23 protein-coding genes are annotated in these 23,135 nt (G+C 71.2%); 9 read left to right on the top strand and 14 right to left on the bottom strand.

Annotation, left to right across the window (positions count from 1 at the left end; translation table 11 throughout):
• Positions 1 to 118 precede the first annotated feature (118 nt).
• Positions 119 to 838 (top strand): S1 family peptidase, encoded by a 720-nt coding sequence (locus ACPOLB_RS08580; protein ID WP_425260905.1) that lies wholly within the window; start codon positions 119 to 121, stop codon positions 836 to 838.
• 6 nt (positions 839 to 844) lie between these two features.
• Here the strand turns inward: ACPOLB_RS08580 and gnd are convergent, their stop codons facing one another.
• Complete coding sequence (gene gnd / locus ACPOLB_RS08575; protein WP_425260904.1) at positions 845 to 2,269, bottom strand: decarboxylating NADP(+)-dependent phosphogluconate dehydrogenase; 1,425 nt, start codon at positions 2,267 to 2,269, stop codon at positions 845 to 847.
• A gap of 77 nt (positions 2,270 to 2,346) precedes the next feature.
• Here gnd and ACPOLB_RS08570 point away from each other — a divergent pair, with 77 nt between their 5' ends.
• Positions 2,347 to 3,783: a sensor histidine kinase gene (locus ACPOLB_RS08570; protein WP_425260903.1), complete on the top strand. Its 1,437-nt coding sequence runs from the start codon at positions 2,347 to 2,349 to the stop codon at positions 3,781 to 3,783.
• A gap of 28 nt (positions 3,784 to 3,811) precedes the next feature.
• Here ACPOLB_RS08570 and ACPOLB_RS08565 read toward each other — a convergent pair whose 3' ends face one another.
• The 8 genes from ACPOLB_RS08565 to ACPOLB_RS08530 form a co-directional block, all read right to left on the bottom strand.
• Positions 3,812 to 4,498, bottom strand: a complete 687-nt coding sequence (locus ACPOLB_RS08565; RefSeq protein WP_425260902.1) for a response regulator transcription factor — start codon at positions 4,496 to 4,498, stop codon at positions 3,812 to 3,814.
• 179 nt (positions 4,499 to 4,677) lie between these two features.
• Positions 4,678 to 5,685, bottom strand: a complete 1,008-nt coding sequence (locus ACPOLB_RS08560; RefSeq protein ID WP_425260901.1) for a class 1 fructose-bisphosphatase — start codon at positions 5,683 to 5,685, stop codon at positions 4,678 to 4,680.
• Positions 5,682 to 8,348, bottom strand: coding sequence for an aminopeptidase N (gene pepN, locus ACPOLB_RS08555; RefSeq protein ID WP_425260900.1), 2,667 nt, complete (start codon positions 8,346 to 8,348; stop codon positions 5,682 to 5,684). The genes ACPOLB_RS08560 and pepN overlap by 4 nt, the downstream gene beginning before the upstream one ends.
• Positions 8,341 to 9,045: an HAD family hydrolase gene (locus ACPOLB_RS08550; RefSeq protein ID WP_425260899.1), complete on the bottom strand. Its 705-nt coding sequence runs from the start codon at positions 9,043 to 9,045 to the stop codon at positions 8,341 to 8,343. The genes pepN and ACPOLB_RS08550 overlap by 8 nt, the downstream gene beginning before the upstream one ends.
• A gap of 2 nt (positions 9,046 to 9,047) precedes the next feature.
• Positions 9,048 to 10,152 (bottom strand): peptide chain release factor 2 gene (gene prfB / locus ACPOLB_RS08545; RefSeq protein WP_425260898.1). Its coding sequence is split into 2 segments (ribosomal slippage): positions 9,048 to 10,070 and positions 10,072 to 10,152, totalling 1,104 coding nucleotides; the frame shifts between segments, so codons are not numbered across the junction.
• On the bottom strand, positions 10,069 to 10,245 hold the full coding sequence (locus ACPOLB_RS08540; protein WP_425262012.1) for a hypothetical protein: 177 nt from the start codon (positions 10,243 to 10,245) through the stop codon (positions 10,069 to 10,071). Before ACPOLB_RS08540 ends, prfB begins: the two co-directional genes overlap by 84 nt.
• A 46-nt stretch (positions 10,246 to 10,291) precedes the next feature.
• Positions 10,292 to 10,846, bottom strand: coding sequence for an FxDxF family PEP-CTERM protein (locus ACPOLB_RS08535; protein WP_425260897.1), 555 nt, complete (start codon positions 10,844 to 10,846; stop codon positions 10,292 to 10,294).
• A gap of 135 nt (positions 10,847 to 10,981) precedes the next feature.
• Entirely contained in the window at positions 10,982 to 11,911 is a 930-nt protein-coding gene (locus tag ACPOLB_RS08530; protein ID WP_425260896.1) for an alpha/beta fold hydrolase, read from the bottom strand.
• 57 nt (positions 11,912 to 11,968) lie between these two features.
• Here ACPOLB_RS08530 and ACPOLB_RS08525 point away from each other — a divergent pair, with 57 nt between their 5' ends.
• Entirely contained in the window at positions 11,969 to 12,466 is a 498-nt protein-coding gene (locus ACPOLB_RS08525; RefSeq protein WP_425260895.1) for an N-acetyltransferase family protein, read from the top strand.
• Positions 12,467 to 12,475: 9 nt separating this feature from the next.
• On the opposite strand, the gene ACPOLB_RS08520 is transcribed toward ACPOLB_RS08525, so the two are convergent.
• The gene (locus tag ACPOLB_RS08520) at positions 12,476 to 13,597 is read right to left on the bottom strand and encodes an HD-GYP domain-containing protein (RefSeq protein ID WP_425260894.1); all 1,122 of its coding nucleotides are present in this window, start codon (positions 13,595 to 13,597) and stop codon (positions 12,476 to 12,478) included.
• 168 nt (positions 13,598 to 13,765) lie between these two features.
• On the opposite strand from ACPOLB_RS08520, the gene ACPOLB_RS08515 reads away from it, so the two are divergent.
• Positions 13,766 to 15,550, top strand: coding sequence for an acyl-CoA synthetase (locus tag ACPOLB_RS08515; protein WP_425260893.1), 1,785 nt, complete (start codon positions 13,766 to 13,768; stop codon positions 15,548 to 15,550).
• On the opposite strand, the gene ACPOLB_RS08510 is transcribed toward ACPOLB_RS08515, so the two are convergent.
• On the bottom strand, positions 15,517 to 16,140 hold the full coding sequence (locus ACPOLB_RS08510; RefSeq protein WP_425260892.1) for a hypothetical protein: 624 nt from the start codon (positions 16,138 to 16,140) through the stop codon (positions 15,517 to 15,519). The two genes, ACPOLB_RS08515 and ACPOLB_RS08510, sit on opposite strands and share 34 nt — an antisense overlap.
• Before the next feature lie 93 nt (positions 16,141 to 16,233).
• Here ACPOLB_RS08510 and ACPOLB_RS08505 point away from each other — a divergent pair, with 93 nt between their 5' ends.
• Both ACPOLB_RS08505 and ACPOLB_RS08500 read left to right on the top strand, forming a co-directional pair.
• Entirely contained in the window at positions 16,234 to 17,295 is a 1,062-nt protein-coding gene (locus ACPOLB_RS08505) for an aldo/keto reductase (protein WP_425260891.1), read from the top strand.
• Positions 17,296 to 17,314: 19 nt separating this feature from the next.
• Positions 17,315 to 17,803, top strand: coding sequence for an aminoacyl-tRNA deacylase (locus ACPOLB_RS08500; protein WP_425260889.1), 489 nt, complete (start codon positions 17,315 to 17,317; stop codon positions 17,801 to 17,803).
• A gap of 12 nt (positions 17,804 to 17,815) precedes the next feature.
• On the opposite strand, the gene ACPOLB_RS08495 is transcribed toward ACPOLB_RS08500, so the two are convergent.
• Positions 17,816 to 18,391: an excisionase family DNA-binding protein gene (locus tag ACPOLB_RS08495; RefSeq protein ID WP_425260888.1), complete on the bottom strand. Its 576-nt coding sequence runs from the start codon at positions 18,389 to 18,391 to the stop codon at positions 17,816 to 17,818.
• 196 nt (positions 18,392 to 18,587) lie between these two features.
• Here ACPOLB_RS08495 and plsY point away from each other — a divergent pair, with 196 nt between their 5' ends.
• The 3 genes from plsY (at position 18,588) to ACPOLB_RS08480 (ending at position 20,770) form a co-directional block, all read left to right on the top strand.
• Positions 18,588 to 19,268, top strand: a complete 681-nt coding sequence (plsY, locus tag ACPOLB_RS08490) for a glycerol-3-phosphate 1-O-acyltransferase PlsY (protein ID WP_425260887.1) — start codon at positions 18,588 to 18,590, stop codon at positions 19,266 to 19,268.
• Complete coding sequence (locus ACPOLB_RS08485) at positions 19,265 to 19,612, top strand: RidA family protein (RefSeq protein ID WP_425260886.1); 348 nt, start codon at positions 19,265 to 19,267, stop codon at positions 19,610 to 19,612. The genes plsY and ACPOLB_RS08485 overlap by 4 nt, the downstream gene beginning before the upstream one ends.
• Positions 19,613 to 19,717: 105 nt before the next feature.
• Complete coding sequence (locus tag ACPOLB_RS08480) at positions 19,718 to 20,770, top strand: hypothetical protein (protein ID WP_425260885.1); 1,053 nt, start codon at positions 19,718 to 19,720, stop codon at positions 20,768 to 20,770.
• 25 nt (positions 20,771 to 20,795) lie between these two features.
• Here the strand turns inward: ACPOLB_RS08480 and ACPOLB_RS08475 are convergent, their stop codons facing one another.
• Together ACPOLB_RS08475 and ACPOLB_RS08470 are read right to left on the bottom strand one after the other, a co-directional pair.
• Entirely contained in the window at positions 20,796 to 21,419 is a 624-nt protein-coding gene (locus ACPOLB_RS08475; RefSeq protein WP_425260884.1) for an L-threonylcarbamoyladenylate synthase, read from the bottom strand.
• A 7-nt stretch (positions 21,420 to 21,426) separates the two neighbouring features.
• The gene (locus ACPOLB_RS08470) at positions 21,427 to 22,953 is read right to left on the bottom strand and encodes a fumarate hydratase (protein WP_425260883.1); all 1,527 of its coding nucleotides are present in this window, start codon (positions 22,951 to 22,953) and stop codon (positions 21,427 to 21,429) included.
• Positions 22,954 to 23,135: the final 182 nt, after the last annotated feature.

Here is a 23,135-nt window from a genome sequence, read left to right as displayed (position 1 = left end):
GGCGTGACGACGTCGGGCCCGCAAGCGTGGGGGCGGCTGTGCTACCGTGCAACGACGATCCGTCGCGCGCATGCCGAGCCGCTGCCGCGAGCGCCCTGCTGCGAAGGACACGCGCCCCATGATCGATTCCCTGCTGCTCGCCGCCACGCGCATCTCCACCTTCGAGCACCAGCGCGGGCTGACCGGCGCCACCGGCTTCTTCTTCCTGCGCGACGAACGCCTGTTCCTCGTGACCAGCCGGCACGTGCTGGTCGACACGCCGTCGCGCCACCACCCGAACCGCATCGAGATCGAGCTGCACACCGACGCCACCGACCTCACGCGTTCCACCGGCTTCTCGCTGCTGCTGTTCCGCGACGGCCGCAGCCAGTGGCGCCAGGGCACCGACTCGGGCGGCGAGATCGACGTCGCGATGATCGAGATCGACCGCGCCGCGCTGCCCGAGGACGCCGTGCTGCGCGCCTTCACGCCCGCGCACCTGCCGCGCCGCGGCGCCAGCGTCGAGGTCGGCAGCTCGGTGCTGATCGTCGGCTTCCCGCTGGGCTTCCACGACACCGTGCACCATCTGCCGGTGGTGCGCCAGGCCGTGGTGGCCTCGGCCTTCGGCATCCGCTTCCAGGGCCAGGGCTACTTCCTCACCGACGCGCTGACGCACCGCGGCGCCAGCGGCGCGCCGGTGGTGATGCGCGACGAGTCGCTGGGCGAGCTGCCGTGGCAGCTGCTGGGCGTGCACTCGGCGCGGCTGGACATGGCCAGCCGCGACCGCGTGCAGGACGAGTCGCTGGGCCTGAACTGCGCCTGGTACGCCGACATGCTGATGGCGCTCAGCGAAGACTGAGCAGCTTCACTCGATGACCTCGGGCCAGTCGGTGTGGAACCACTGGCCGGCGGGCTTGTCGATGCGCTCGTAGGTGTGGGCGCCGAAGAAGTCGCGCTGCGCCTGCAGCAGGTTGGCCGGCAGCCGCGCGCTGCGGAAGCTGTCGTAGTAGGCCAGCGAGGCGCTGAAGGCCGGCACCGCGATGCCGTTCTGCACCGCCAGCGCCACCACGGCGCGCCAGTGCAGCTGCGTGCGGTTGAGCAGGTCGCGGAAGAAGGGCGCCAGCATCAGGTTGGCCAGCTGCGGGTCCTGCGCGTAGGCCTCGGTGATGCGGTTCAGGAAGCGCGCGCGGATGATGCAGCCGCCGCGCCAGATGCGCGCGATGGCGCCCAGGTCCAGCGCCCACTGCTTCTTCTCGCTCATCGTGCGCATCAGGTCCAGGCCCTGCGCGTAGCTGACCACCTTGCTCGCGTACAGCGCGTCGTGCACCTGCGCCACCAGTGCGGCCTTGTGCGGCGCCAGGTCGGCCACCGGCCCGTGCAGCTGCGTGCTGGCCGCCACGCGCTGCGCCTTCTGCGACGACAGCACGCGCGCTTCCACCGCGGCGTTGATGGTGCTGATGACGACGGCGTTCTCCGCCGCGTTCAGCAGCGTCCACTGGCCGGTGCCCTTCTGGCCGGCCTTGTCGAGGATCAGGTCCACCAGCGGGCGGCCGGTCTCGGTGTCCTTCTGCGCCAGCGCCTTGGCGGTGATCTGGATCAGGTAGCTCTGCAGCTCGCCGGCGTTCCACTGCTCGAACACGGCGGCCATCTCGTCGGCGCTGAAGCCCGCGGCCTGGAACAGCGCGTAGGCCTCGCAGATCAGCTGCATGTCGCCGTACTCGATGCCGTTGTGGATCATCTTCACGTAGTGGCCGGCGCCGCCGGGGCCGATGTGCACGACGCAGGGCGTGCCGTCGACCTTCGCGGCGATGGCCTCGAACACCGGTCGCATCACGTCCCAGGTGGACGCCGGGCCGCCGGGCATGATCGCCGGGCCCTTGCGCGCGCCTTCCTCGCCGCCGCTGACACCGGCGCCGATGAAGCGCAGGCCCAGCCCGGTGAGCCAGGCGTCGCGGCGCTCGGTGTCGGTGTACAGGCTGTTGCCGCCGTCGATGACGATGTCGCCCGGCTCCAGCAGCGGCAGCAGTTGCTCGATGACCGCGTCGACCGCACTGCCGGCCTTCACCATCAGCATCACCTTGCGCGGTCGCGCCAGGCTGGCCACGAACTCTGGCAGCGTGGCCGCGCCGAACAGGCGCTGGCCGGGGTGGCGGGCGACGAACGCGGCCGTGACCTCGGGGGTGCGGTTGTAGACGCTGACGCCGAAGCCGCGGCTGGCGACGTTGAGCACGAGGTTCTGGCCCATCACGGCCAGGCCGATGAGTCCGAAGTCGTTGTTGCTGGGGGGCATGGCAGGCTCTCGCGGGGACGCAAAGGGGTGCATTTTGCGGTCTCGGCAGCAGCGGGCCGCTGCTATCGTCCTCGCCCATGTCCACCGCCGGCCAGCCGCTCGATCCCTACACCATCCTGCTCACGGTGGGGGTGCTGTACACGCTGATGCCGCTGACGGTGTGGACCGTGCTGCACGGCCGCCACGACCGCATCACGATCGCGCTGTGGTGCGTGGGGGCGCTGCTGACGGGCGTGAATTACATGCTGTTCGGCCTGCGCGGCTTCGTGCCGGCCTTCGTCACGCTGCAGCTGGCCAATGCGCTGGGTTTCGTCGGCTACGCGATGCGCTGGGCGGCGCTGCGCCGCGAGCGCGGCCTGGTGGTGCGGGTCGTGCCGGTGGCGGCCACCGTGGTGCTGGCCGGCGTGGCCTACGTGCTGGCGGCCGAGACCAGCGTGAAGGCACGCGTGAGCGTCGCCACGGTGGTGCTGATCGTCGCCTCGGCGGCGCTGGCGCGCGAGGCCTGGCTGCTGGCCCGCAGTGCCGGCAGCCGCAGCGCGCTGATGGTCGCCGTCACCTACCTGATGCTGTCGGGGGCGGCGCTGCTGCGGCTGCTGATCATCCTGGCGACGCCGGGCGACGACCCCGTGGTCTTCGACTTCACGCTCGACGTGTACCTGCTGCTCTTCGTCGGCCTGCTCACGGCGCTGTGGGGCAACATCGGCTACATGGGCTTCGCCATCGAGCAGGCCGAACGCCGCGTCGCCGCACGCACCGCCGAACTGGCCGTGGCGCAGGCCGGGCGCGAGGTGGCCGAGCGCCAGGCGGCGGAGATGAAGGCCCTCTCCGACGAACGCCAGGAACTGCTGCGCGTGATCTCGCACGAGGCGCGCCAGCCGCTGCACAACGCGCAGGCCGTGCTGCAGGGCGTGGACGACGCGCTGCACACCGGTGCTGCCGCCAGCGAGGCGGCGGCGACGCGCATCGCGCGTGCGCGCTCGGTGCTGCGGCAGATCACGGCGTCGCTGGACAACACGCTGGCGGCGTCGACGGTGCTGGTGGAAAGCGACCGCACGGTCTCGCTGCGCGACGTCGACATCGAGATGCTGCTCGCGCTGTGCCTGGGTGACCTGCCGCAGGCCGAGCGCGGCCGCGTCGACGTGGTGCGGCAGACCGACGTGCGCACCGCGGCGATGGACATCGGACTGGTGCGGCTGGCGCTGCGCAACCTGCTGGACAACGCGCTGGCCTACGGCCGCGCCGGCGGCCGCGTGACGCTGCGCGTGGCCGACAGCGACGAACCGCTGGCGCTGCTGATCGAGGTGGCCGACAGCGGTCCGGGCATTCCGCCGGACCTGCTGCCGCGCCTGTTCGAGCGCGGGGTGCGCGGGCGGCCGGACCGCCATGGCCAGGGATTGGGCCTGTACATCGTGCGCCGCGCGATGCAGCGCCAGGGCGGCACGGTGGCCGTGCGCTCCCGGCCCGAGGGCACGGTGTTCACGCTGACGGTGCCGCAGGGGGTGGAGCCGGTCTGAGGCCGCCGCGGCCGGCGGCCGCGGTGCGCTACAGCGACTTCAGCGGCGCGCGGAAGATGTAGCCCACGCGCGGCTCGCTCTGCAGCGGCACCAGGCTCTTCGAGGCCTTCTCGATGCGCCGGCGCAGGCGGTAGATGGTGGCGTGCAGCGTGTTGTCGAGCGTGCTGGCGTCGTCGCGGCCCAGGCGCTGGATCAGCGTCTCGCGCGTCACGATGCCGCCGTCGGCGTCGAGGAAGCAGCGCATCACGGTCAGGTCGGTGTCGCTCAGGTCGACGCGTGCGCCGTCGGGTGCCAGCAGCTGGCTGGCGCGCAGGTCCACCGACCACGACTGCTCGCGTTGTCCGCGCATCACCGCGCGGCGCTGCAGGGCCTTGATGACCAGCAGGATCTGCTCCAGGCTGACCGGCTTCTCCAGGTACATGTCGGCGCCGGCGTCGACCACGCCTTCGAACGTGGAGGCACCGACCTTGCCCGACACCACCAGCACCCCGGCGTCGGTGCGGCGGCGCAGGATGCGGATCAGCTCGTCGCCGACGACGCCCGGCAGCATCAGGTCGACGACATAGAACTCGTAGCCGAAGGGCGATTCGCTGGCCAGCAGGTCGCTGCTGTCGGGGAACACGCGCACGTCGACGCCCTGCTCGCGCAGGAAGGCTGCGAACGCGTCGGTGAAGTCGACGTCGTCGTCGATCAGGGCCATGGACTTGGGGAGCATGTGTTTGGGGTGGTCAGCCGCAAAAACCACAAGTCTATGGGGTCGGACAAGCGTTGTCGGTGGGAACAAGGCCCGATTCTGAGACCGGGCGTCACAGTGTCCGACGTTTGTCCAATCAGAGGTGGGTTTCTCTGACTTTCAATGGGTCCTGCGATCAGAACCCGCCGAATTGACGTGCGTCAACCCGCGGCCTGGTGGTAGGCGGTGACGCGTGCGACCTCGTTCTTCGAACCCAGGATCACGCTGACCCGTTCGTGCAGCTTGCCCGGGGGGATGTCGAGGATGCGCTCGGCGCCGTTGGTGGCCATGCCGCCGGCCTGCTCGATCAGGAACGACATCGGATTGGCCTCGTACATCAGGCGCAGCTTGCCGGGCTTGTCGGGCTCGCGCTGGTCCCAGGGGTACATGAAGATGCCGCCGCGCATCAGGATGCGGTGCACGTCGGCCACCATGCTGGCCACCCAGCGCATGTTGAAGTCCTTGCCGCGCGGGCCGGTCTTGCCGGCCAGGCACTCGTCGATGTAGCGCCGCACGGGCGGGGCCCAGTGGCGCATGTTCGACATGTTGATCGCGAATTCCTTCGTGTCCTCGGGAATCTGCACGTCCTGCTGCGTCAGCACCCAGGAGCCGGTCTCGCGGTCGAGCGTGAACATCGCCACGCCGTTGCCCACGGTCAGCACCAGCATGGTCTGCGGGCCGTAGACGCAGTAGCCGGCCGCGGCCTGGTGCTTGCCCGGCTGCAGGAAGTCCTCCTCGGCCACGCCGCGCGCGTGGCCGACCTTGCGCAGCACGCTGAAGATGGTGCCGATGCTGACGTTGACGTCGATGTTGCTGCTGCCGTCCAGCGGATCGAACAGCAGCATGTACTCGCCCTGCGGGTAGCGGTTGGGCACGACGTGGATGCTGTCCATCTCCTCGCTGGCCATCGCGGCCAGGTGGCCGCCCCATTCGTTGGCCTCGATCAGCACCTCGTTGCTGATGATGTCGAGCTTCTTCTGCACCTCGCCCTGCACGTTCTCGCTGCCGGCGCTGCCGAGCACGTCGCCCAGTGCGCCCTTGTTGACGGCGATCGCGATGCGCTTGCAGGCCCGCGCGACGACCTCGATCAGCAGCCGCAGCTGGCTCGGGATGAGGCCGTGTTCGCGCTGCTGCTCGACGAGGTACTGGGTGAGGCTGACGCGCTTCATGCTGCGATCTCCAGGGCACGGGTGACGATCTCGCGCACGTCGTCGCTGAGATCGGGCTTGACGGCCACGCGCGCGATGGCCTCGCGCGCAGCGCTGCGGTAGGGCTCGGCCAGTGCGCTCCAGCGGTCCATCACGCGCGCCAGGCGCGCAGCGAGCTGCGGGTTGATGGCGTCCAGTTCCAGCAGCTTCTCGGACCACAGCACGTAGCCGGCGGCGTCGGCACGGTGGAAGGCCGCAGGGTTGGCCGAGCACAGCGCCAGCACCAGGCTGCGCACGCGGTTGGGGTTCTTCAGCGAGAAGTCGGGGTGCTTGAGCAGCGCCTTCGCACGGGCGAACGCGCGGCCGGCGTCGGCGCCCAGCGGCTCGGGGGCGTGCGCCTGCAGCATGAACCACTTGTCGAGCACCAGCGCATCGCCGCCCGCCTGGGCATGGAAGTGCGCCAGCGCGGCGTCGGCCAGCGGCGAGGGCGTGTCCAGCAGGGCCTGCAGCGCGCCCAGGCGCTCGGTCATGTTGCCGGCGGTCTTGACGCGCTGGTACGCCCGGCCCGGCCACACCGGGTCGTCGTGGTGCGCGGCGTGCCGGCACAGCATGTGCAGCGCCAGGTTCACCAGGGCGCGGCGGCCGGCCTGCGCGGGCGTGGGCGCGTAGCCTTCGCGCACGGCGTGGGTGTCGAAGGCCCAGACCCAGTCGTCGTGCAGCGCGGTGGCCAGGGCGTCGCGCAGCTGCACCCGCGCGGCGTGGATGGCCTGCGGGTCGAAGCGCTCCAGCTGCTCGGCGACGTAGCCCTCGCTGGGCAGCACCAGGGCCAGTTCCTTGAACGCCGGGTCCAGCGTCGGGTGGCGCAGCACGCCGCGCATCGCCTCGATGAAGGGCGCGTCCAGCGGTGCCGGCTGCTGCAGCTGCCGCAGCAGGCGCTGCAGTGCCAGGCGCTGGCCGGCTTCCCAGCGGTTGAAGGGGTCGCTGTCGTGAGCCAGCAGCACCAGCAGCTCGGCGTCGGACAGGCCGTCGTCCAGCACCACGGGCGCCGAGAAGCCGCGCAGCAGCGACGGCACCGGTGCCGCGTCGATGCCCTCGAACGTGAAGCTCTGCGAAGTGCCGTCCAGCACCAGGAGCCGCTCGGCCGCCAGTTCGCGGCCGTCGTGGCCGATCAGCGCCGTCAGCACCGGGATCACGTACGGCTGCTTGTGCGGCTGGCCGGGCGAGGGCAGGGCGCTCTGCGTCAGCGTCAGCGTGTAGCGGCGCGCCTCGGCGTCGTAGTGGCCGCGCGCCTGCAGGCGCGGCGTGCCGGCCTGCGCGTACCAGCGCTTGAAGGCGTCCAGCCGCGCGCCGAGCGCGCTGCCGGGGTTGGCGTCGGCGATGGCCTGCGCGAAGTCGTCGCAGGTCACGGCCTGCCCGTCGTGGCGCTGGAAGTACAGCGTGATGCCGCGCGCAAAGCCTTCGCGGCCCACCAGCGTGTGCATCATGCGCACCACCTCGGCGCCCTTCTCGTAGACGGTGGCGGTGTAGAAGTTGTCGATGGCGGCGTAGCTGTCGGGCCGCACCGGGTGCGCCATCGCACCCGCGTCCTCGGGGAACTGGCGCGCGCGCAGCATCAGCACGTCCTGGATGCGCTTGACGGCGCGCGCGCTCGCGCTGCCGGCCATGTCCATGCTGAATTCCTGGTCGCGGAAGACCGTCAGGCCCTCCTTCAGCGACAGCTGGAACCAGTCGCGGCAGGTGATGCGGTTGCCGGTCCAGTTGTGGAAGTACTCGTGGCCGACCACGCTCTCGATGCCGGCGAAGTCGTCGTCGGTGGCGGTGGCGGGGCTGGCGAGAACGTACTTCGTGTTGAAGATGTTCAGGCCCTTGTTCTCCATCGCGCCCATGTTGAAGTCTTCGACGGCCACGACCATGAAGCGCTCCAGGTCCAGTGGCAGGCCGAAGCGGGCCTCGTCCCAGACCACGCTGGCCACCAGCGAGGCCATCGCGTGCTCGGTCTTGCCGAGGTCGCCGCGGCGCACGTAGACCTGCAGGAGGTGCTCGCGGCCGGCGCGCGTGGTGATGCGCTGCTCGCGGCACACCAGGTCGGCAGCCACCAGCGCGAACAGGTAGCTGGGCTTGGGGAAGGGGTCGTGCCAGGTGGCGAAGTGGCGGCCGTTGTCCAGCGTGCCCTGCGCCACCAGGTTGCCGTTGCTCAGCAGCACCGGGTACTTCGTGCGGTCGGCACGCAACGTGACGGTGTAGACCGCCATCACGTCCGGGCGGTCGAGGAAGTAGGTGATGCGGCGGAAGCCCTCGGCCTCGCACTGCGTGAACAGGCCGCCGCCGCTGGTGTACAGGCCCGAGAGCTGCGTGTTCTTCTCGGGATTGCAGGTGTTGCGCACCTCGAGCACGAAGCTGTCGCCGGCCGGCGGGTTGTCGATCACGAGCAGGTTGCCTTCGACGCGGAAGGACACGCTCTCGCCGCCGGCCATCACGCGCAGCACGTTGATGTCCTCGCCCTGCAGCACCAGCGGCTGCGGCGCGCCGTCGGCCAGCACCGCGGCGTTGCGCTCGATGTGCAGCTTGCTCGCGACGATGGTCTTGGCGGCGTCGAGGTCGAACGTGAGGTCGACGCGGCGGATCCAGAACGCCGGGGCGGCGTAGTCCTGGCGGCGGATCACGGGGGCGGTGCCTTCACGCATGGGGCTGTTCTCGCGGGGTCAGTTGGTGCAGGGAGAAGCCGACGAAGTCGGCCATCGTGTGGCGCAGGTTGGGGTAGGGCTGGAAGGCCGCCGCGGGCATGCTGGTGGTCAAGGCCACGGCATCCATGCCGGCGCGGCGCGCCGCCTCCACGCCCAGCGGCGCGTCCTCGAAGACGAGGCAGGCCGACGGCGGCACGCCCAGGCGGCGCGCCGCTTCCTCGAAGACGTCGGGGTGGGGCTTGCCGCGCAGGCGGTCGGCCGGGCCGCCGTGCTGCGGGCGGTCGGCCGGGCTGGTGACGGCCTGCACGCGTGCGTCGAATCCGAAGCGGGCGAAGGCGTGCTGCATGTTGCCCGGCGGAGCCGCGGTGCAGATGGCCAGCGGCAGGCCGGCGGCGCTGGCGGCTTCCAGGAACGCCTCGGCGCCGGCGATCATGCGCAGCGAACGGTCGGCTGCGTCGCGGTACAGCGCCTCCTTCTCGTCGGCCAGCGACTGCCGCTGTGCGGCGTCGAGCGCGGGGAACAGGTCGCGCAGGATCTCGTCGTTGGTGCGGCCGGCCGTGGCGGCCAAGAAGCCGGCGTCGTCGAACGACAGCCCGTGCAGCGCGAACCATTGCCGCCACGCCGCGTGGTGCAGCGGCATGCTGTCGATCAGCGTGCCGTCCATGTCGAACAGCAGCGCCGCGTAGTCGCCGCGCACCGTCACAGCCCCTGCTTCAGGCTGGCGACGATGAAGGGGTCGAGATCGCCGTCGAGCACCTTCTGCGTGTTGCTGATCTCGACGTTGGTGCGCAGGTCCTTGATGCGGCTCTGGTCCAGCACGTAGCTGCGGATCTGGTGGCCCCAGCCGACGTCGGTCTTGGTGTCTTCGAGCTTCTGCTGCTCTTCCTGGCGCTTGCGCATCTCGTGGTCGTACAGCCGCGAGCGCAGCCGCTTCCAGGCCACGTCGCGGTTGCTGTGCTGGCTGCGGCCGTCCTGGCACTGCACGACGATGCCGGTGGGGATGTGCGTGAGCCGCACCGCCGAATCGGTCTTGTTGATGTGCTGGCCGCCGGCGCCGCTGGCGCGGAAGGTGTCGGTGCGCACGTCGGCAGGGTTGATCTCGATCTCGATCGAATCGTCGATCTCGGGGTACACGAACAGGCTGGCGAAGCTGGTGTGGCGGCCGCCGGCGCTGTCGAAGGGGCTCTTGCGCACCAGGCGGTGCACGCCGGTCTCGGTGCGCAGGTGGCCGAAGGCGTGGTCGCCCTCGACCTTCAGCGTGGCGCTCTTGATGCCGGCCACGTCGCCCGGCGTCTCGTCTTCCACGGTGGCCGTGAAGCCCTTGCGCTCGCAGTACTTCAGGTACTGGCGCAGCAGCATGCCGGCCCAGTCGCAGGCCTCGGTGCCGCCGGCGCCGGCCTGGATGTCGACGAAGCAGTTGCCCGGATCGGCCGGGTTGCTGAACATGCGGCGGAACTCGAGCTGCTCCACCGTCTCGCGCAGCGTGTTCGCCTCGGCCTCGATGGCCAGCAGGTCGTCGAAGGCCTCGTCGGCCTTGGACATCTCGAACAGCTCGGTGTTGTCGGCGATGTTGCTGGTGAGGTGGTTGATTGTCTCGACCACGGTCTCCAGCGATTTCTTCTCGCGCCCCAGTTCCTGGGCGCGCTTGGGTTCGTTCCAGACCGCGGGGTTCTCCAGCGCGGCATTGACTTCGTTCAACCGCAGGGCTTTGCGGTCGTAGTCAAAGATACCCCCGGAGCTGCTGGGTCCGGGCGCTCAGGTCGGCGAGCAGCGTGCCGATCGAGTTGATGCGTTCGATGTCCATGGAGGCGGTGTGGCCCGCGAGGGGCCCGGTGTGTGCCTGGGTCGGGCGGAAGCCCGCGATTTTGACACGGGGCACCGGGCCGGGGCGTGCCATGAAAAACGGCGCCCGCAGGCGCCGTGACAGGGTGCCGCAGGCCGGCTCAGGACTGGCGGCGGCGGCGTGCCAGGAAGACCAGCACCGCCAGGCCCGACAGCAGCATGACGTAGGTCTCGGGCTCGGGCACCGCCGCGATGATGTCGCCGGGGCCGCGGATCAGCGTCAGGTAGCGGCCGGCGTCGATGACGTTCTCGAAGCCGGTGGTCACCAGCACGTAGGCGACGCCGGTGACGAGCTCGATGTTGAAGCCCGAGAAGCCGATGTTGCCGTTGAGGTCGTCGTTGCCGACGATGCCGTTGGCCAGCGCGTCGCTCGGGTCGAAGCTGCCGGCGTACAGGAACAGCATGTTGTCCCACTTGTCGGCGATCGGCAGCGCGATGCTGCGGAAGCTGTACTCGCCAGCCGTGTCGACACTGAAGCTGAAGGTGTCGTAGCTGACGTCGGTGCCCAGGGCTGACAGGTCGCTGAAATCGACCAGCGGGCGGTTGAACGTGGCGCTGTCGGTGGTGTCGTCGACGAACACGAGGGCCGAAGCCTGCGTGGCGACGAACGCCAGGCCGACAAGGAACGACTTCATCAGGGTGCGGAATGTGCGCATGGGTGCCTCACTGAGTGGACGGACGCAAGCTTGCTTGCAAGGATAGTGCCTAACCACCGACACGATGCCACGACTGCGTGACGGTTCCGCGCACCGAGCCGCAAGTGCTTGTCAGCAAAAGAAACCCGTGGCGCCTCAGGTGGCCAGGAAGGCTGCCAGGCGTGCAGCGAGGGCCTGGGGCTGGTCGTGGTGCAGCATGTGGCCGCACGGGGACAGGGCATGCCGTTGCAGTTGTTGCACCACCGCGAGGCGGGCCTCGAAGTCGGCGCGCGGGTAGCGCTGGCCCCACCACTTGGCGATGTCGGTCTGGTCGCCTTCCACCCACAGCACCGGCGCGGTGATGGCCTTCCAGGTCTCCAGCACCTCCTCGCGGCGGTAGAGCACCGGGTTGACGCGCTTGTGCGCCGGGTCGCCCTGGATGTGCCAGCGGCCGTCCTGCTGCAGCGCGGCCCAGTGCGGGGCCAGCCAGGCCGCCTTGTCGGCGCTCAGCAGCGGGTTGTTCTGGCGCAGCCGCTCGGCCACGGCCGCCAGGCTGTCGTAGCTGCGCAGCGTGGCCGGCGTCTTCAACTCGTCCAGCCACTGCACCAGCCGCCGCGGCGCCTGCCTGGGGTGCGTGTCGGGCAGGCCGAAGCCTTCCAGGTTCACGAGGCGGCGGATGCGCGCGGGGCGCAGGCCGGCGTAGCTCATCGCGACGTTGCCGCCCATGCTGTGGCCCACCAGGTCGATCACGCCGTCGGGCGCCACGCGGTCGAGCAGCGCGTCCAGGTCGGCCAGGTAGTCGGGGAACCAGTAGGTGTCGGTCGGCGGGGCCTCGGTGCGGCCGAAGCCGCGCCAGTCGGGCGCCAGCACCAGACGCTGGCGGCCTTCGGCCTCGGCCAGCGCGTCCACCACGAACTGGAACGAGGCGCCCACGTCCATCCAGCCGTGCAGCACCACCAGCGGCGGGCGCCCGGCATCGACACACGCCGCGTCGCCCCAGCGTTGCACGTGGTAGCGCAGGCCGCGCAGCGGGTGGAATTCGCTCAGGGCGGCGTGCCGGGCGCGGTAGGGTACGGTGTCGTGCATGGCGGCACTGTAGGCCAGCGGCCGGGCCGGCGCTGCCGCGGGCGCGACAATGCCGGCATGTCAAGCCCACCCTCTTTCACGCTGCGTGCCGCCGAGCCGCGCGACCTGCCCGCCATCAGCGGCCTGATCCACGAACTGGCCGCGTTCGAGCAGCTCTCGCATCTGGTGCAGACCACGCCCGAAGCGCTGCACCCGCACCTGTTCGGAGCGCGCCCGGTCGCCGAAGCCCAGGTGGCCGAGACCGACGGCGTGGTGGTGGCGTTCGCGCTGTTCTTCACCAACTTCTCGACCTTCCTGGCCCGGCCGGGGCTGTACCTGGAAGACCTGTACGTGCAGCCGGCCTGGCGCGGCCACGGCATCGGCCAGGCCTTGCTCGAGCGGCTGGCGGCGCTGGCGGTCGAACGCGGCTGCGGGCGCTTCGAGTGGAGCGTGCTCGACTGGAACGAGAACGCCATCGGCTTCTACGAGCGCATGGGTGCCACGGTGATGCCCGACTGGCGCATCTGTCGTGTCAGCGGCGACGCGCTGGCGCGGCTCGGCCGCGCCCGGGGCTGAAGCGCGCGCTCAGCGCATCGTCAGCGCCATCAGCTTCTCGGCGGTGATGCGCACGTTGATGCTGCGCTCGCCCACGACGCCGACGATGCGGTGCTGCGGCTGCGAGGTCTCGCGGCGCTCGGGCTGCGGCAGCGGCATGCCGTCGGCGTGGGTCAGGCAGGCGACCACAGGCGTCGTCACCATCTCGCCGCGCTCCACCACCACCGCGGTGGCGCCGGAGGCCAGGCGCACGAAGCAGCCGGGCGGGTAGACGCCGAACTCCTTCACCAGCGCCGCCGTCATTGGGTGGCCGGGGTCCTGCATGAACATCTGCCGGCCCGCGACGTCGGCCGACAGCGCGTCGCGGAAGCTGCGTGCCGACAGCTTGGCCGTGTACGCATCGCAGCGCCGCGCCAGCGAGGCGAGCTCGCTGATGTCGCGGCTGCCGTGCGGGTAGCCGCTCCCGTCCTCGTGCTCGTGGTGCGTGGCCACGGCCTGCAGCCAGTCGGCGTCGTGCACGCCGGCCTGCTGCAGCTGCTCCATGCCCATCAGCGGGTGCATGCGCAGCCGCTGCAGCTGGTCGGGCGTGGGCGCGCCGCGCTGGCGCGCCAGCGCGCCCTGCAGTTCCAGCATGGCGATGTTCATCGTCAACGCCACCTTGAACACGCGCTCCACCGCCTCGGGGTGCCAGGCCAGGCGCTGGGCCACCAGGAAGGCCGTGATGGCGCTGTTGAGCGAGCGGCGCACGCCGTAGGCCGTGCCGGCGCCGCCTTCGTTGCGCAGCACCTGGAAGATCGCGAGGTCGGGATCGCGCTCGATCAGCGCCAGCACCGGCGTGGCGGCGTCGTCCAGCGCGCTGCGGAAGTCGTCGTGCGGCGCCTGTTCCAGCGTGCGCGCCACGTTGTCCATGCACTGCCGCCAGCGCTGCGGCAGCTGCTCGCGCGGCAGCAGGTGCAGCTTCTCGGCCGTGCTCTGCAGCTCGGCGATGTCGACCAGCGCGCCGCGGTCGAACAGCGCCTCCAGCTGCGCGCTGCTGCCCACCGGCTGGCCCCGGGCCAGCAGCAGCGTGCGGTCGGCATTGCGGACGTTGAAGGGCAGCGGTTCACCGACACGGATGCGGTGCTTCACGGCCGACAGCGCGGTCAGTTGCATGGTGGGCGTGCTCTGGTTGTTGTTCGGGGCATGGGCCGGGCGCCGCAGCAAGGCGGCATTGGCGGCGCCGGCACTGCCAGCATTTCGGCCCCTGTCAGCAGAACTTGACCGCGCCACTGGGTGAAGCTCCCGAGGCCGCGGCTGGCGCGCCCGACTTAAGCTGCCGCGATGCCATTTCCGCACGTTTCCGCCGCTGCCGACCCGGCCGCCGCTGCCGAAGACCACCATGCCGCCCTGCACGCGGGTCTGCGCTGGCAGGTCCCGCCGGACTTCAACATCGGCCACGCCTGCAGCGCGCGCTGGGCACACACCGACCGCATCGCGATCCGCTGGGAGACCGAGTCCGGCGCGCACGGCACGCTGAGCTACCGGGCCCTCGACGCACAGGCGCGTCAGCTCGCCGCCGCGCTGGAGCGCCTGGGCGTGCAGCGCGGGGAGCGCGTGGCGATCGTGATGCCGCAGCGGCCCGAGACCGCGGTGGCGCACATGGCGCTGTCGCTGCTGGGTGCGGTGGCGATGCCGCTGGCGATGCTGTTCGGCCCCGACGCGCTGGCCTTCCGGCTGCAGGACAGCGGCGCGGTGCTGGCCATCGTCGACGAACACGCCGTGCACGCCCTGCTGGCGGTGCGCCCGCAGTGCCCGGCGCTGCGCAGCGTGGTCGCTGTGGGCGCGGCCGCGGGGCTGGGCGACGTCGACTGGGGCGCCGCGCTCGCGCGCGAGGACGCCACCTTCACGGCGCGCGGCACGCGCGCCGACGACGCCGCACTGCTGATCTACACCAGCGGCACCACCGGCCCGCCCAAGGGCGCGCTGGTGCCGCACCGGGCGCTGATCGGCAACCTCTCGGGCTTCGTCTGCAGCCAGGACTGGTTTCCGTCGGTGGCCGGCGGGGTCGACGACGCCGTGTTCTGGAGCCCCGCCGACTGGGCCTGGACCGGCGGCCTGATGGACGCGCTGCTGCCCACGCTGTACTTCGGCCGCGAGATCGTCGCCTGGCAGGGCCGCTTCGCGCCCGAGACCGCCTTCGCGCTGATGGAGCGCCACGGCGTCACGCACAGCTTCCTGTTTCCCACGGCGCTGAAGGCGATGATGAAGGCGGTGCCGCGCCCGCGCGCGCGCTTCGCGCTGCGGCTGCGCGCGGTGATGAGCGCCGGCGAGGCCGTGGGCGATGCCGTCTTCGCGTGGTGCCGCGACGCGCTGGGCCTGACCGTCAACGAGATGTTCGGCCAGACCGAGATCAACTACATCGTCGGCAACTCCGGCCGCTATGTCGACGTGCACGGGCACGCGCACCCGGGCTGGCCGGCGCGCGCCGGCAGCATGGGCCGGGCCTACCCCGGGCACCGCGTGGCCGTGATCGACGACGCCGGCCGCGAGTGCCCGCGCGGCACGCCCGGCGACGTGGCGGTGCACCGGCGCGACGTGCACGGCGACCCCGACCCGGTGTTCTTCCTGGGCTACTGGAACAACGACGCCGCGACGCGCGCCAAGTACACGGGCAGCCCGGACGACAGCTGGTGCCGCACCGGCGACATGGCAGTGATGGATGCCGACGGCTACCTCTGGTACCAGGGCCGCAGCGACGACATGTTCAAGGCCGCGGGCTACCGCATCGGGCCCAGCGAGGTCGAGAACTGCCTCGTCAAGCACCCCGCGGTGGCCAACGCCGCGGTGGTGCCCAAGCCCGACGCCGAGCGCGGTGCCGTCGTCAAGGCCTACGTGGTGCTGGCGCCGGGCTTCGAGGCCGGCGACGCGCTGGTGGCGGCGCTGCAGCAGCACGTGCGCGGGCGGCTGGCGCCCTACGAATACCCGAAGGAGATCGAGTTCATCGACGCGCTGCCGATGACGACCACCGGCAAGGTGCAGCGCCGCGTGCTGCGGCTGCAGGAGGAAGCGCGCGCGCAGGCACGTGCCGCCGCTCAGCAGCCGCCGGCCGCCGGCGGCGGCGTGTAGACGGCGCTGTTGAAGGGGTCGAGCTGGGTCGTGCGCGCCGGCCGCACCTGCCGGCACTCGCTGCCGCGGCGGTAGCGCCGGCTGCCGTCGGGCAACTGCTCCACGCTCCAGCGGCCGTCGCCGGTGGCCGCGCCGATGCGCGACTCCAGCGTGGCAGCGGGCGTGTTGGCGCGCGGGTCGTCCAGCGCCGGAGGGCGCTGGCGCTGCGGCGCCGACGCGCTGCGCGGCAGGTCCAGCAGCAGCGGGCGCGGCGGGGCAGGGTCGAAGCCGGCCGTGGGCGGCGGGGCCGGCGTGGGGTCCGCAGCCGGCGGCAGCGCGGCAGCAGCGGGCACCTCCAGTGCGGGCTGGACGGCTGCAGCGGCTGCCGGCAGGGCCCGTGGACGCGGCGGCCGCTGCGCCGCGACCACGGCCACCGGCGGCGGGGCTGCCGGTGGCAGGCTGAGCAGGCGCACCACCAGCGGTGCACCGGCAGGAGGCGCGGCGGTGCGGTCGCGCCAGACGCCGGCCTGCAGCAGCGCCGCCAGCAGCAGCGCGTGGGCCGCCAGCACTGCCAGCGCCGCGGGAACGGCGCGGCGTTCACGTGGCGGCATGCAGCGGCGGCCGGGGGCGGGGCATGGCGGCGATTGTGCAAGCGGTGCTGCGCTGCGGCACACTGCACGTTTGTCCTTCGCACCGGAGCCCGCATGCAATCCACCCGTCTCGGCCACAGCGACCTGGAGGTCAGCAAGGTCTGCCTGGGCACGATGACCTTCGGCGAACAGGTCGGCGAGGCCGACGCGCACGCCATCCTCGACCACGCGCTGGCCCGCGGCCTCAACTTCATCGACACGGCCGAGATGTATGCGGTGCCGGCACGGCGCGAGACCTACGGCGCCACCGAGACCATCATCGGCCGCTGGTTCGCCAGGCGCCCCGACGCGCGCGGTCGTGTCGTGCTGGCCACCAAGGTGGCCGGGCCGTCGCGCAACATGGACTGGGTGCGCAACGGCAGCGACAACCTGCTGCCGGCCGAGATCGTGCAGGCCTGCGACGACAGCCTGCGCCGGCTGCAGACCGACGTCATCGACCTGTACCAGATCCACTGGCCCAACCGCAACGCGCCATCGTTCGGCGCGCTCTACTTCGACCCGTCCAAGGACCGCGCGTACACCAGCATCCACGAGCAGCTGCAGGCGCTGTCCGGCCTGGTGCGGGCCGGCAAGGTGCGCCACATCGGGCTGTCCAACGAGACGCCCTGGGGCCTGGCCGAGTTCGTGCGGCTGGCCGAGCAGCACGGCCTGCCGCGCGTGGCGAGCGTGCAGAACCCGTATGCGCTGGTGAACCGCGCGGTCGACAACGGCCTGGACGAGGCGCTGCACCGCACCGGCGTGTCGCTGCTGGCGTATTCGCCGCTGGGCTTCGGCACGCTGACCGGCAAGTACGACCGCCCGGGCTTCGACCCCGACCAGCCGCAGCTGGGCCGGCTGGCGAAGTTCCCGAGCATGCGGCTGCAGCGCTGGGCGCGCGACGAGACGCTGGCCGCGGCGCGCCAGTACAACGCGCTGGCGCGCGCGCACGGCCTGACGCCCACGCAGCTGGCGCTGGCCTTCTGCTACCGCAGCTGGCGCGTGGCCAGCACCATCATCGGCGTCACGTCCGTCGCGCAGCTCGACGAGAACCTCGCGGCCTGGGACACGGTGCTCTCGCCCGAGCTGCTGGCCGCCATCGACGCGATCCGCTGGCGCCACCGCGACCCCGCGCAGTGATCACGTCAGGGCGGGCGCGATGGCGAAGAAGGACAAGCACGTGAGCGAGACCCCGGCGACGCAGGCGCTGCGCCGCGCCGGGGTGGACTTCAGCGAGCACCCCTACGACTACGTCGACCGCGGCGGCACGTCGGAATCGGCGCGCCAGCTCGGCGTGCCCGAGCACGAGGTCGTGAAGACGCTGGTGATGCAGGACGAACGCGCGCAGCCGCTGATCGTGCTGATGCACGGCGACAAGCAGGTGAGCACGAAGAACCTGGCCCGCGACATCGGCGCCAAGGCCGTCAGCGCGTGTGCGCCCGAGGTCGCGCAGCGCCACAGCGGCTACCTGGTCGGCGGCACCTCGCCCTTCGGCACGAAGAAGGCGATGCCGGTGTACGTGGAAGCGACGGTGCTGGCGCTGCCGCGCGTGCTGATCAACGGCGGCCGCCGCGGTTACCTGGTGGGCATCGCGCCGGCGGTGCTGGTGCAGCTGCTGGGCGCGAAGCCGGTGCGCTGCGCGCTGTAGGCGCGCCCTGGTTCAGACCGCCGTTCGCGCGGCGGGCGCGTCCAGCACCGCCGCCAGCGCCTCGGCCGTGACCGGCTTGCGCAGCAGCGGCACGCCCTCGGGCAGCGGGCCGAAGCGCTGCAGTTCGGCATCGGTGTGGCTGGTGGCCAGCACGATGCGCATCGCGCGCGTGGCCGGGTTGGACTGCAGCTGGCGGATCATCGCCAGGCCGTCCATGCCGGGCAGGTCGATGTCGGTGATCAGCCAGTCGGGCACCTCGCGCCCGGCGTCGAGCAGGGCCGCAAAGCCGTCGCCGAACACCCGCAGCCGCGCCGAGGGGCGCAGCTCGCCGATCTGGGCTTCGAGCACCGCGGCGGTGACGTCGTTGTCCTCGACCAGCAGGATGGACTCGCCGACCGGCGCGTGCGCGCCGAAGTGCGAGTTGCGCTGGTCGACCATGCGGTCGACGGCATCGGCGTCCAGCCTGCGGTGGCCGCCCATGGTCTTCCAGGCCGGCAGGTGACCGGCGTCGACCCACTTCTGGATCGTCTGCGGCGACACACCCAGCCGCTCGGCGGCCTGTGCCGTGGTTATCGATTTCCGCTGCATGCAGGTGCTGTCATCTGGCTGAGGCCTCGTCCCTGGTCCGGCTGTCTTGGTCTTCTGGGGCTGGATTCTGAGCGATTTCTGCGGGGTACTGTGTCAGTTCTTGCCGCATGCACGACGCCTGACATTGCAACAGGACCGCCGCACCCCGCCGCCGGGCAGCGCCGGGGCCACCGGTGTCGGGACGTAAACTTGCGGCATGTCTGGATTGTCACTTGGCGTCGCATTGCTGGCGTCGTATCTCGTCGGCTCCCTCTCGTTCGCGGTCATCGTCAGCCGCCTGATGGGCTTGTCGGACCCGCGCACCTACGGCTCGAAGAACCCCGGTGCCACCAACGTGCTGCGCTCGGGCAACCGGGCCGCGGCGGTGCTGACGCTGGCCTTCGACGCGCTCAAGGGCTACGTGCCCGTGCTGCTGGTGCTGATGTTCGGGCCGCAGTTCGGCCTCGGCTCCACCGCGGCGGCCTTCGCCGGTCTGGCCGCCTTCATCGGCCACCTGTGGCCGGTGTTCTTCCGCTTCGAGGGGGGCAAGGGCGTGGCCACCGCCGCCGGCGTGCTGCTGGCGATCAACCCCGGCCTCGGTCTCGCGACCCTGCTGTCGTGGGTGATCGTGGCCGCGTTCTTCCGCTATTCGTCGCTGGCCTCGCTGGTGGCGGCGGCCTTCGCGCCGTTCTACCAGGCGCTGATCTGGGGCGTGGCGCCGTCGCTGCTGGCCATCATCGCGATGAGCCTGCTGCTCGTGTGGCGCCACGAGGGCAACATCCGCAAGCTGCTGGCCGGCACCGAGTCGCGCCTGGGGCAGAAGGCCGCGGCGGCGCCGGCCGCAAAGTCCGCGCAGCCGCACGGCAAACACCACCATCACAAGGGACACAAGTCATGACGATCCAGCGTTTCGACGTCGGCACGCGCCTGTCGGAAATGGCCGTGCACAACGGCGTCTGCTATCTGGCCGGCCAGGTCGCCGCCGACGACACGCAGGACATCACCGGCCAGACGCAGCAGGTGCTGGCCGCCATCGACAAGCTGCTGGCCCGTGCCGGCACCGACAAGAGCAAGCTGCTGCGCGTGCAGATCTTCATCGCCGACCTGGCGGACTTTCCGGCCATGAACGCAGTGTGGGAAGCGTGGCTGCCGGCCGGCAACGCGCCGCCGCGGGCCACCGTGCAGGCGGCGCTGGCCAAGCCGACCTGGAAGGTCGAGCTGGTGGTGACCGCGGCGCTGTAGCCGCCGCCGAGCGGCCGGCCCGGCGCCAGGCGGCCGGACACCCTCCTCACAAAGGCTTGCAGCTGCGTGCTGCAGCGCAGCGTGCGCGCGACCGATACCTCGGGGATGCGACGTCTGCCTGCCCGGTTCCTGCTGTCCCTGACCACCACGCTGGCGCTGGCCGCCTGCGGCGGCGGCGATCCCGATGCGCCGGAGGCGGCCGACGCGCCGCCCCCTCCCGGCCAGGCCGCCGGCCTGCTGCAGGGCCTGGCGCAACAACAGGCGCCGAGCGACACGCAGCGCGCCGCGGCCGCCACCGCCACGGCCCGGAGCAGCACCAACGCGTGCGCTGCCATCCGACCGTTCTACTGGGAAGTCGGCGGGCGCGACAGCCGGCTGGTGTCGGGGTCCGAGCTCGCGCCCGGCAGCACCACCGCGTACAAGCCGGCCTTCCCGATGAGCATCGCCTCGGCCTCGAAGTGGGTCTACGGCAGCTACGTCGCGCAGCTGCGCGGCGGCCAGCTCAACGACACCGACCGCAGGTTCCTCACGCTGCGCGCGGGCTACGTCAGCCTGCGCAGCTGCCAGCCGACGCAGACCGTCGACAGCTGCCTGGCCAGCGACGGCAACGGCACCTACACGCCCGAGTTCGACGGCCGCTTCCTCTACGACGGCGGCCACATGCAGGCGCATGCCAGCCTGATCGGACTGGGCGGCAAGAGCAACCAGACGCTGGCCACGGCGATCCGCGCGCAGCTCGGCACCGACGTCGCGCTGAGCTTCAGCCAGCCGCAGGTGGCCGGCGGCGCGATCATGTCGCCCGACGCCTACGCGCTGCTGCTGCGCAAGATGCTCAAGGGCCAGCTGCACATCGCGGCGCTGCTGGGCAGCGGCGCGGTGTGCACCAACGCCGCCACCTGCGGGCTGGACCAGGCCGTGTTCGCGCCGCTGCCGGCCACCGAGAGCTGGCACTACGCCGCCGGGCACTGGGTCGAGGACGATCCGGTGACGGGCGACGGCGCGTTCAGCAGCCCGGGCGCGTTCGGCTTCTACCCGTGGATCGACAAGTCGAAGACGTACTACGGCGTGGTGGCGCGCATGGCGCAGAACGGCGCCTGGCCGTCGGTGCAGTGCGGGCGGCTGATCCGCAAGGCCTGGCTGTCGGGCGCGGCGCAGTAGCGCCGAGCATGGCCGGATCGGGCCGCTACAGCCCGATCCGCGCCAGCTCGCCGCGCCCCTGGCGCACCACCACCGGCTCGTCGCCGCTGAGGTCGACCACGGTGGTCGGCGCCATCGGGCACGCGCCCGCGTCGACCACGGCCTGCAGGGCCTTGCCGAAGCGATCGATGATGGTGTCGGCGTCGTTCAGCGGTTCGGTCTCGCCGGGCGGGATCAGCGTGGTGGCCAGCAGCGGCTCGCCCATCAGGGCCAGCAGTTCCTGCAATGCGCGGTGCTCGGGCACGCGCAGGCCGATCGTGCGCCGCGACGGGTGCGACACGCGCCGCGGCACCTCCTTCGTGGCGTCGAGGATGAACGTGTAGGGTCCGGGCGTGCCCAGCTTCAGCAGCCGGTACTGGCGGTTGTCGACCCGCGCGTAGGTGGCCAGCTCCGACAGGTCGCGGCACAGCAGCGTGAGGTGGTGCTTCTCGTCGACTTCGCGGATGCGGCGCAGCTTCTCCACCGCCGCCTTGTCGTCGAGGTGGCAGACCAGCGCGTAGCTCGAGTCGGTCGGCACCGCGACGATGCCGCCCTCGTGCAGGATCTGCGCCGCCTGCTTCAGCAGCCGCGGCTGCGGGTTCTGCGGGTGGACCTCGAAGCGCTGGGTCACGAGACGTTCAGGCGACTGTGACCGGGATCTTGCCGATCTTCGCCTGCCATTCCTTCGGGCCGGTGTTGTGCACGCTGGTGCCGTTGCTGTCCACCGCCACCGTGACCGGCATGTCCTTGACGTCGAACTCGTAGATGGCTTCCATGCCCAGGTCGGCGAAACCCACCACCTTGGCGCCGTGGATGGCCTTGGCCACCAGGTAGGCGGCGCCGCCCACGGCCATCAGGTAGGCGCTCTTGTGCTTGCGGATGGCCTCGATGGCCACCGGCCCGCGCTCGGCCTTGCCGATCATGCTGATCAGCCCGGTCTGGGCCAGCATCATCTCGGTGAACTTGTCCATGCGCGTGGCGGTGGTCGGGCCGGCCGGGCCCACGACTTCGTCGCGCACCGGGTCCACCGGGCCCACGTAGTAGATGACGCGGTTGGTGAAGTCCACCGGCAGCGGTTCGCCCTTGGCCAGCATGTCGGCGATGCGCTTGTGCGCGGCGTCGCGGCCGGTGAGCATCTTGCCGTTGAGCAGCAGCGTCTCGCCCGGCTTCCAGCTCGCCACCTCGGCCGGCGTCAGCGTGTTCAGGTCGACCTTGCGGCTCTTGTTGTAGTCGGGCTGCCAGTGCACGTCGGGCCACAGGTCCAGGCTCGGCGGCTCCAGGTAGGCCGGGCCCGAGCCGTCGAGCACCACGTGCGCGTGGCGCGTGGCCGCGCAGTTGGGGATCATGGCCACCGGCTTGCTGGCCGCGTGGGTGGGCCAGGTGGCGATCTTCACGTCGAGCACGGTGGTCAGCCCGCCCAGGCCCTGCGCGCCGATGCCCAGCGCGTTGACCTTCTCGTACAGCTCGATGCGCAGTTCCTCGAGCTTGTTCTGCGGGCCGCGGGCGAGCAGGTCGAACATGTCGATCGGCTCCATCAGCACTTCCTTGGCCAGCAGCATGGCCTTCTCGGCCGTGCCGCCGACGCCGATGCCCAGCATGCCCGGCGGGCACCAGCCGGCACCCATGGTCGGCACCGTCTTCAGCACCCAGTCGACCAGGTTGTCGCTGGGGTTCATCATCACGAACTTGCTCTTGTTCTCGCTGCCGCCGCCCTTGGCCGCCACCGTCACGTCCACGGTGTTGCCCGGCACCACGCTCATGTGCACGACGGCCGGGGTGTTGTCCTTCGTGTTCTTGCGCTCGAAGATCGGATCGGCCAGCACGCTGGCGCGCAGCACGTTGTCCTTGTCGAGGTAGCCCTTGCGCACGCCGTCGTTCACGGCGTCCTCGATCGAGCCCGGGAAGCCCTCGAAGCGCACGTCCATGCCGATCTTCAGGAACACGTTGACGATGCCGGTGTCCTGGCAGATCGGGCGCCGGCCTTCGGCGCACATCTTCGAGTTGGTCAGGATCTGCGCGATCGCGTCCTTGGCCGCCGGGCTCTGTTCGCCGGCGTAGGCGCGTGCCAGGTGGGCGATGTAGTCCGCCGGGTGGTAGTAGCTGATGTACTGCAGCGCGGCGGCGACGGTGTCGACGAGATCGGCGTGGCGGATGGTGGTGGTCATGGCGGCTTTCGGTGCTGGCACGGTGGGCGGCGTGGCGCCGCCCAGCCCGAAAGTGTAGCCAGCGCGCTGACGGCTGCCTGATCGGCGGGCGCGGCGCAAGTCGGGCGCCGCTGTCCCGCCGCTTGGCGGGTCTTCTGCCGCTGCGCCGGCCCGACGTTCCTAGAATGCGCGGCCTTCCACGT

Origin of the sequence: Rubrivivax soli, from assembly GCF_049810355.1 — a bacterium.
Classification (GTDB): Bacteria; Pseudomonadota; Gammaproteobacteria; order Burkholderiales; family Burkholderiaceae_C; genus Rubrivivax.
Note: the sequence above shows the minus strand (reverse complement) of the source record. Positions and strands in the feature narration are given on the sequence as shown.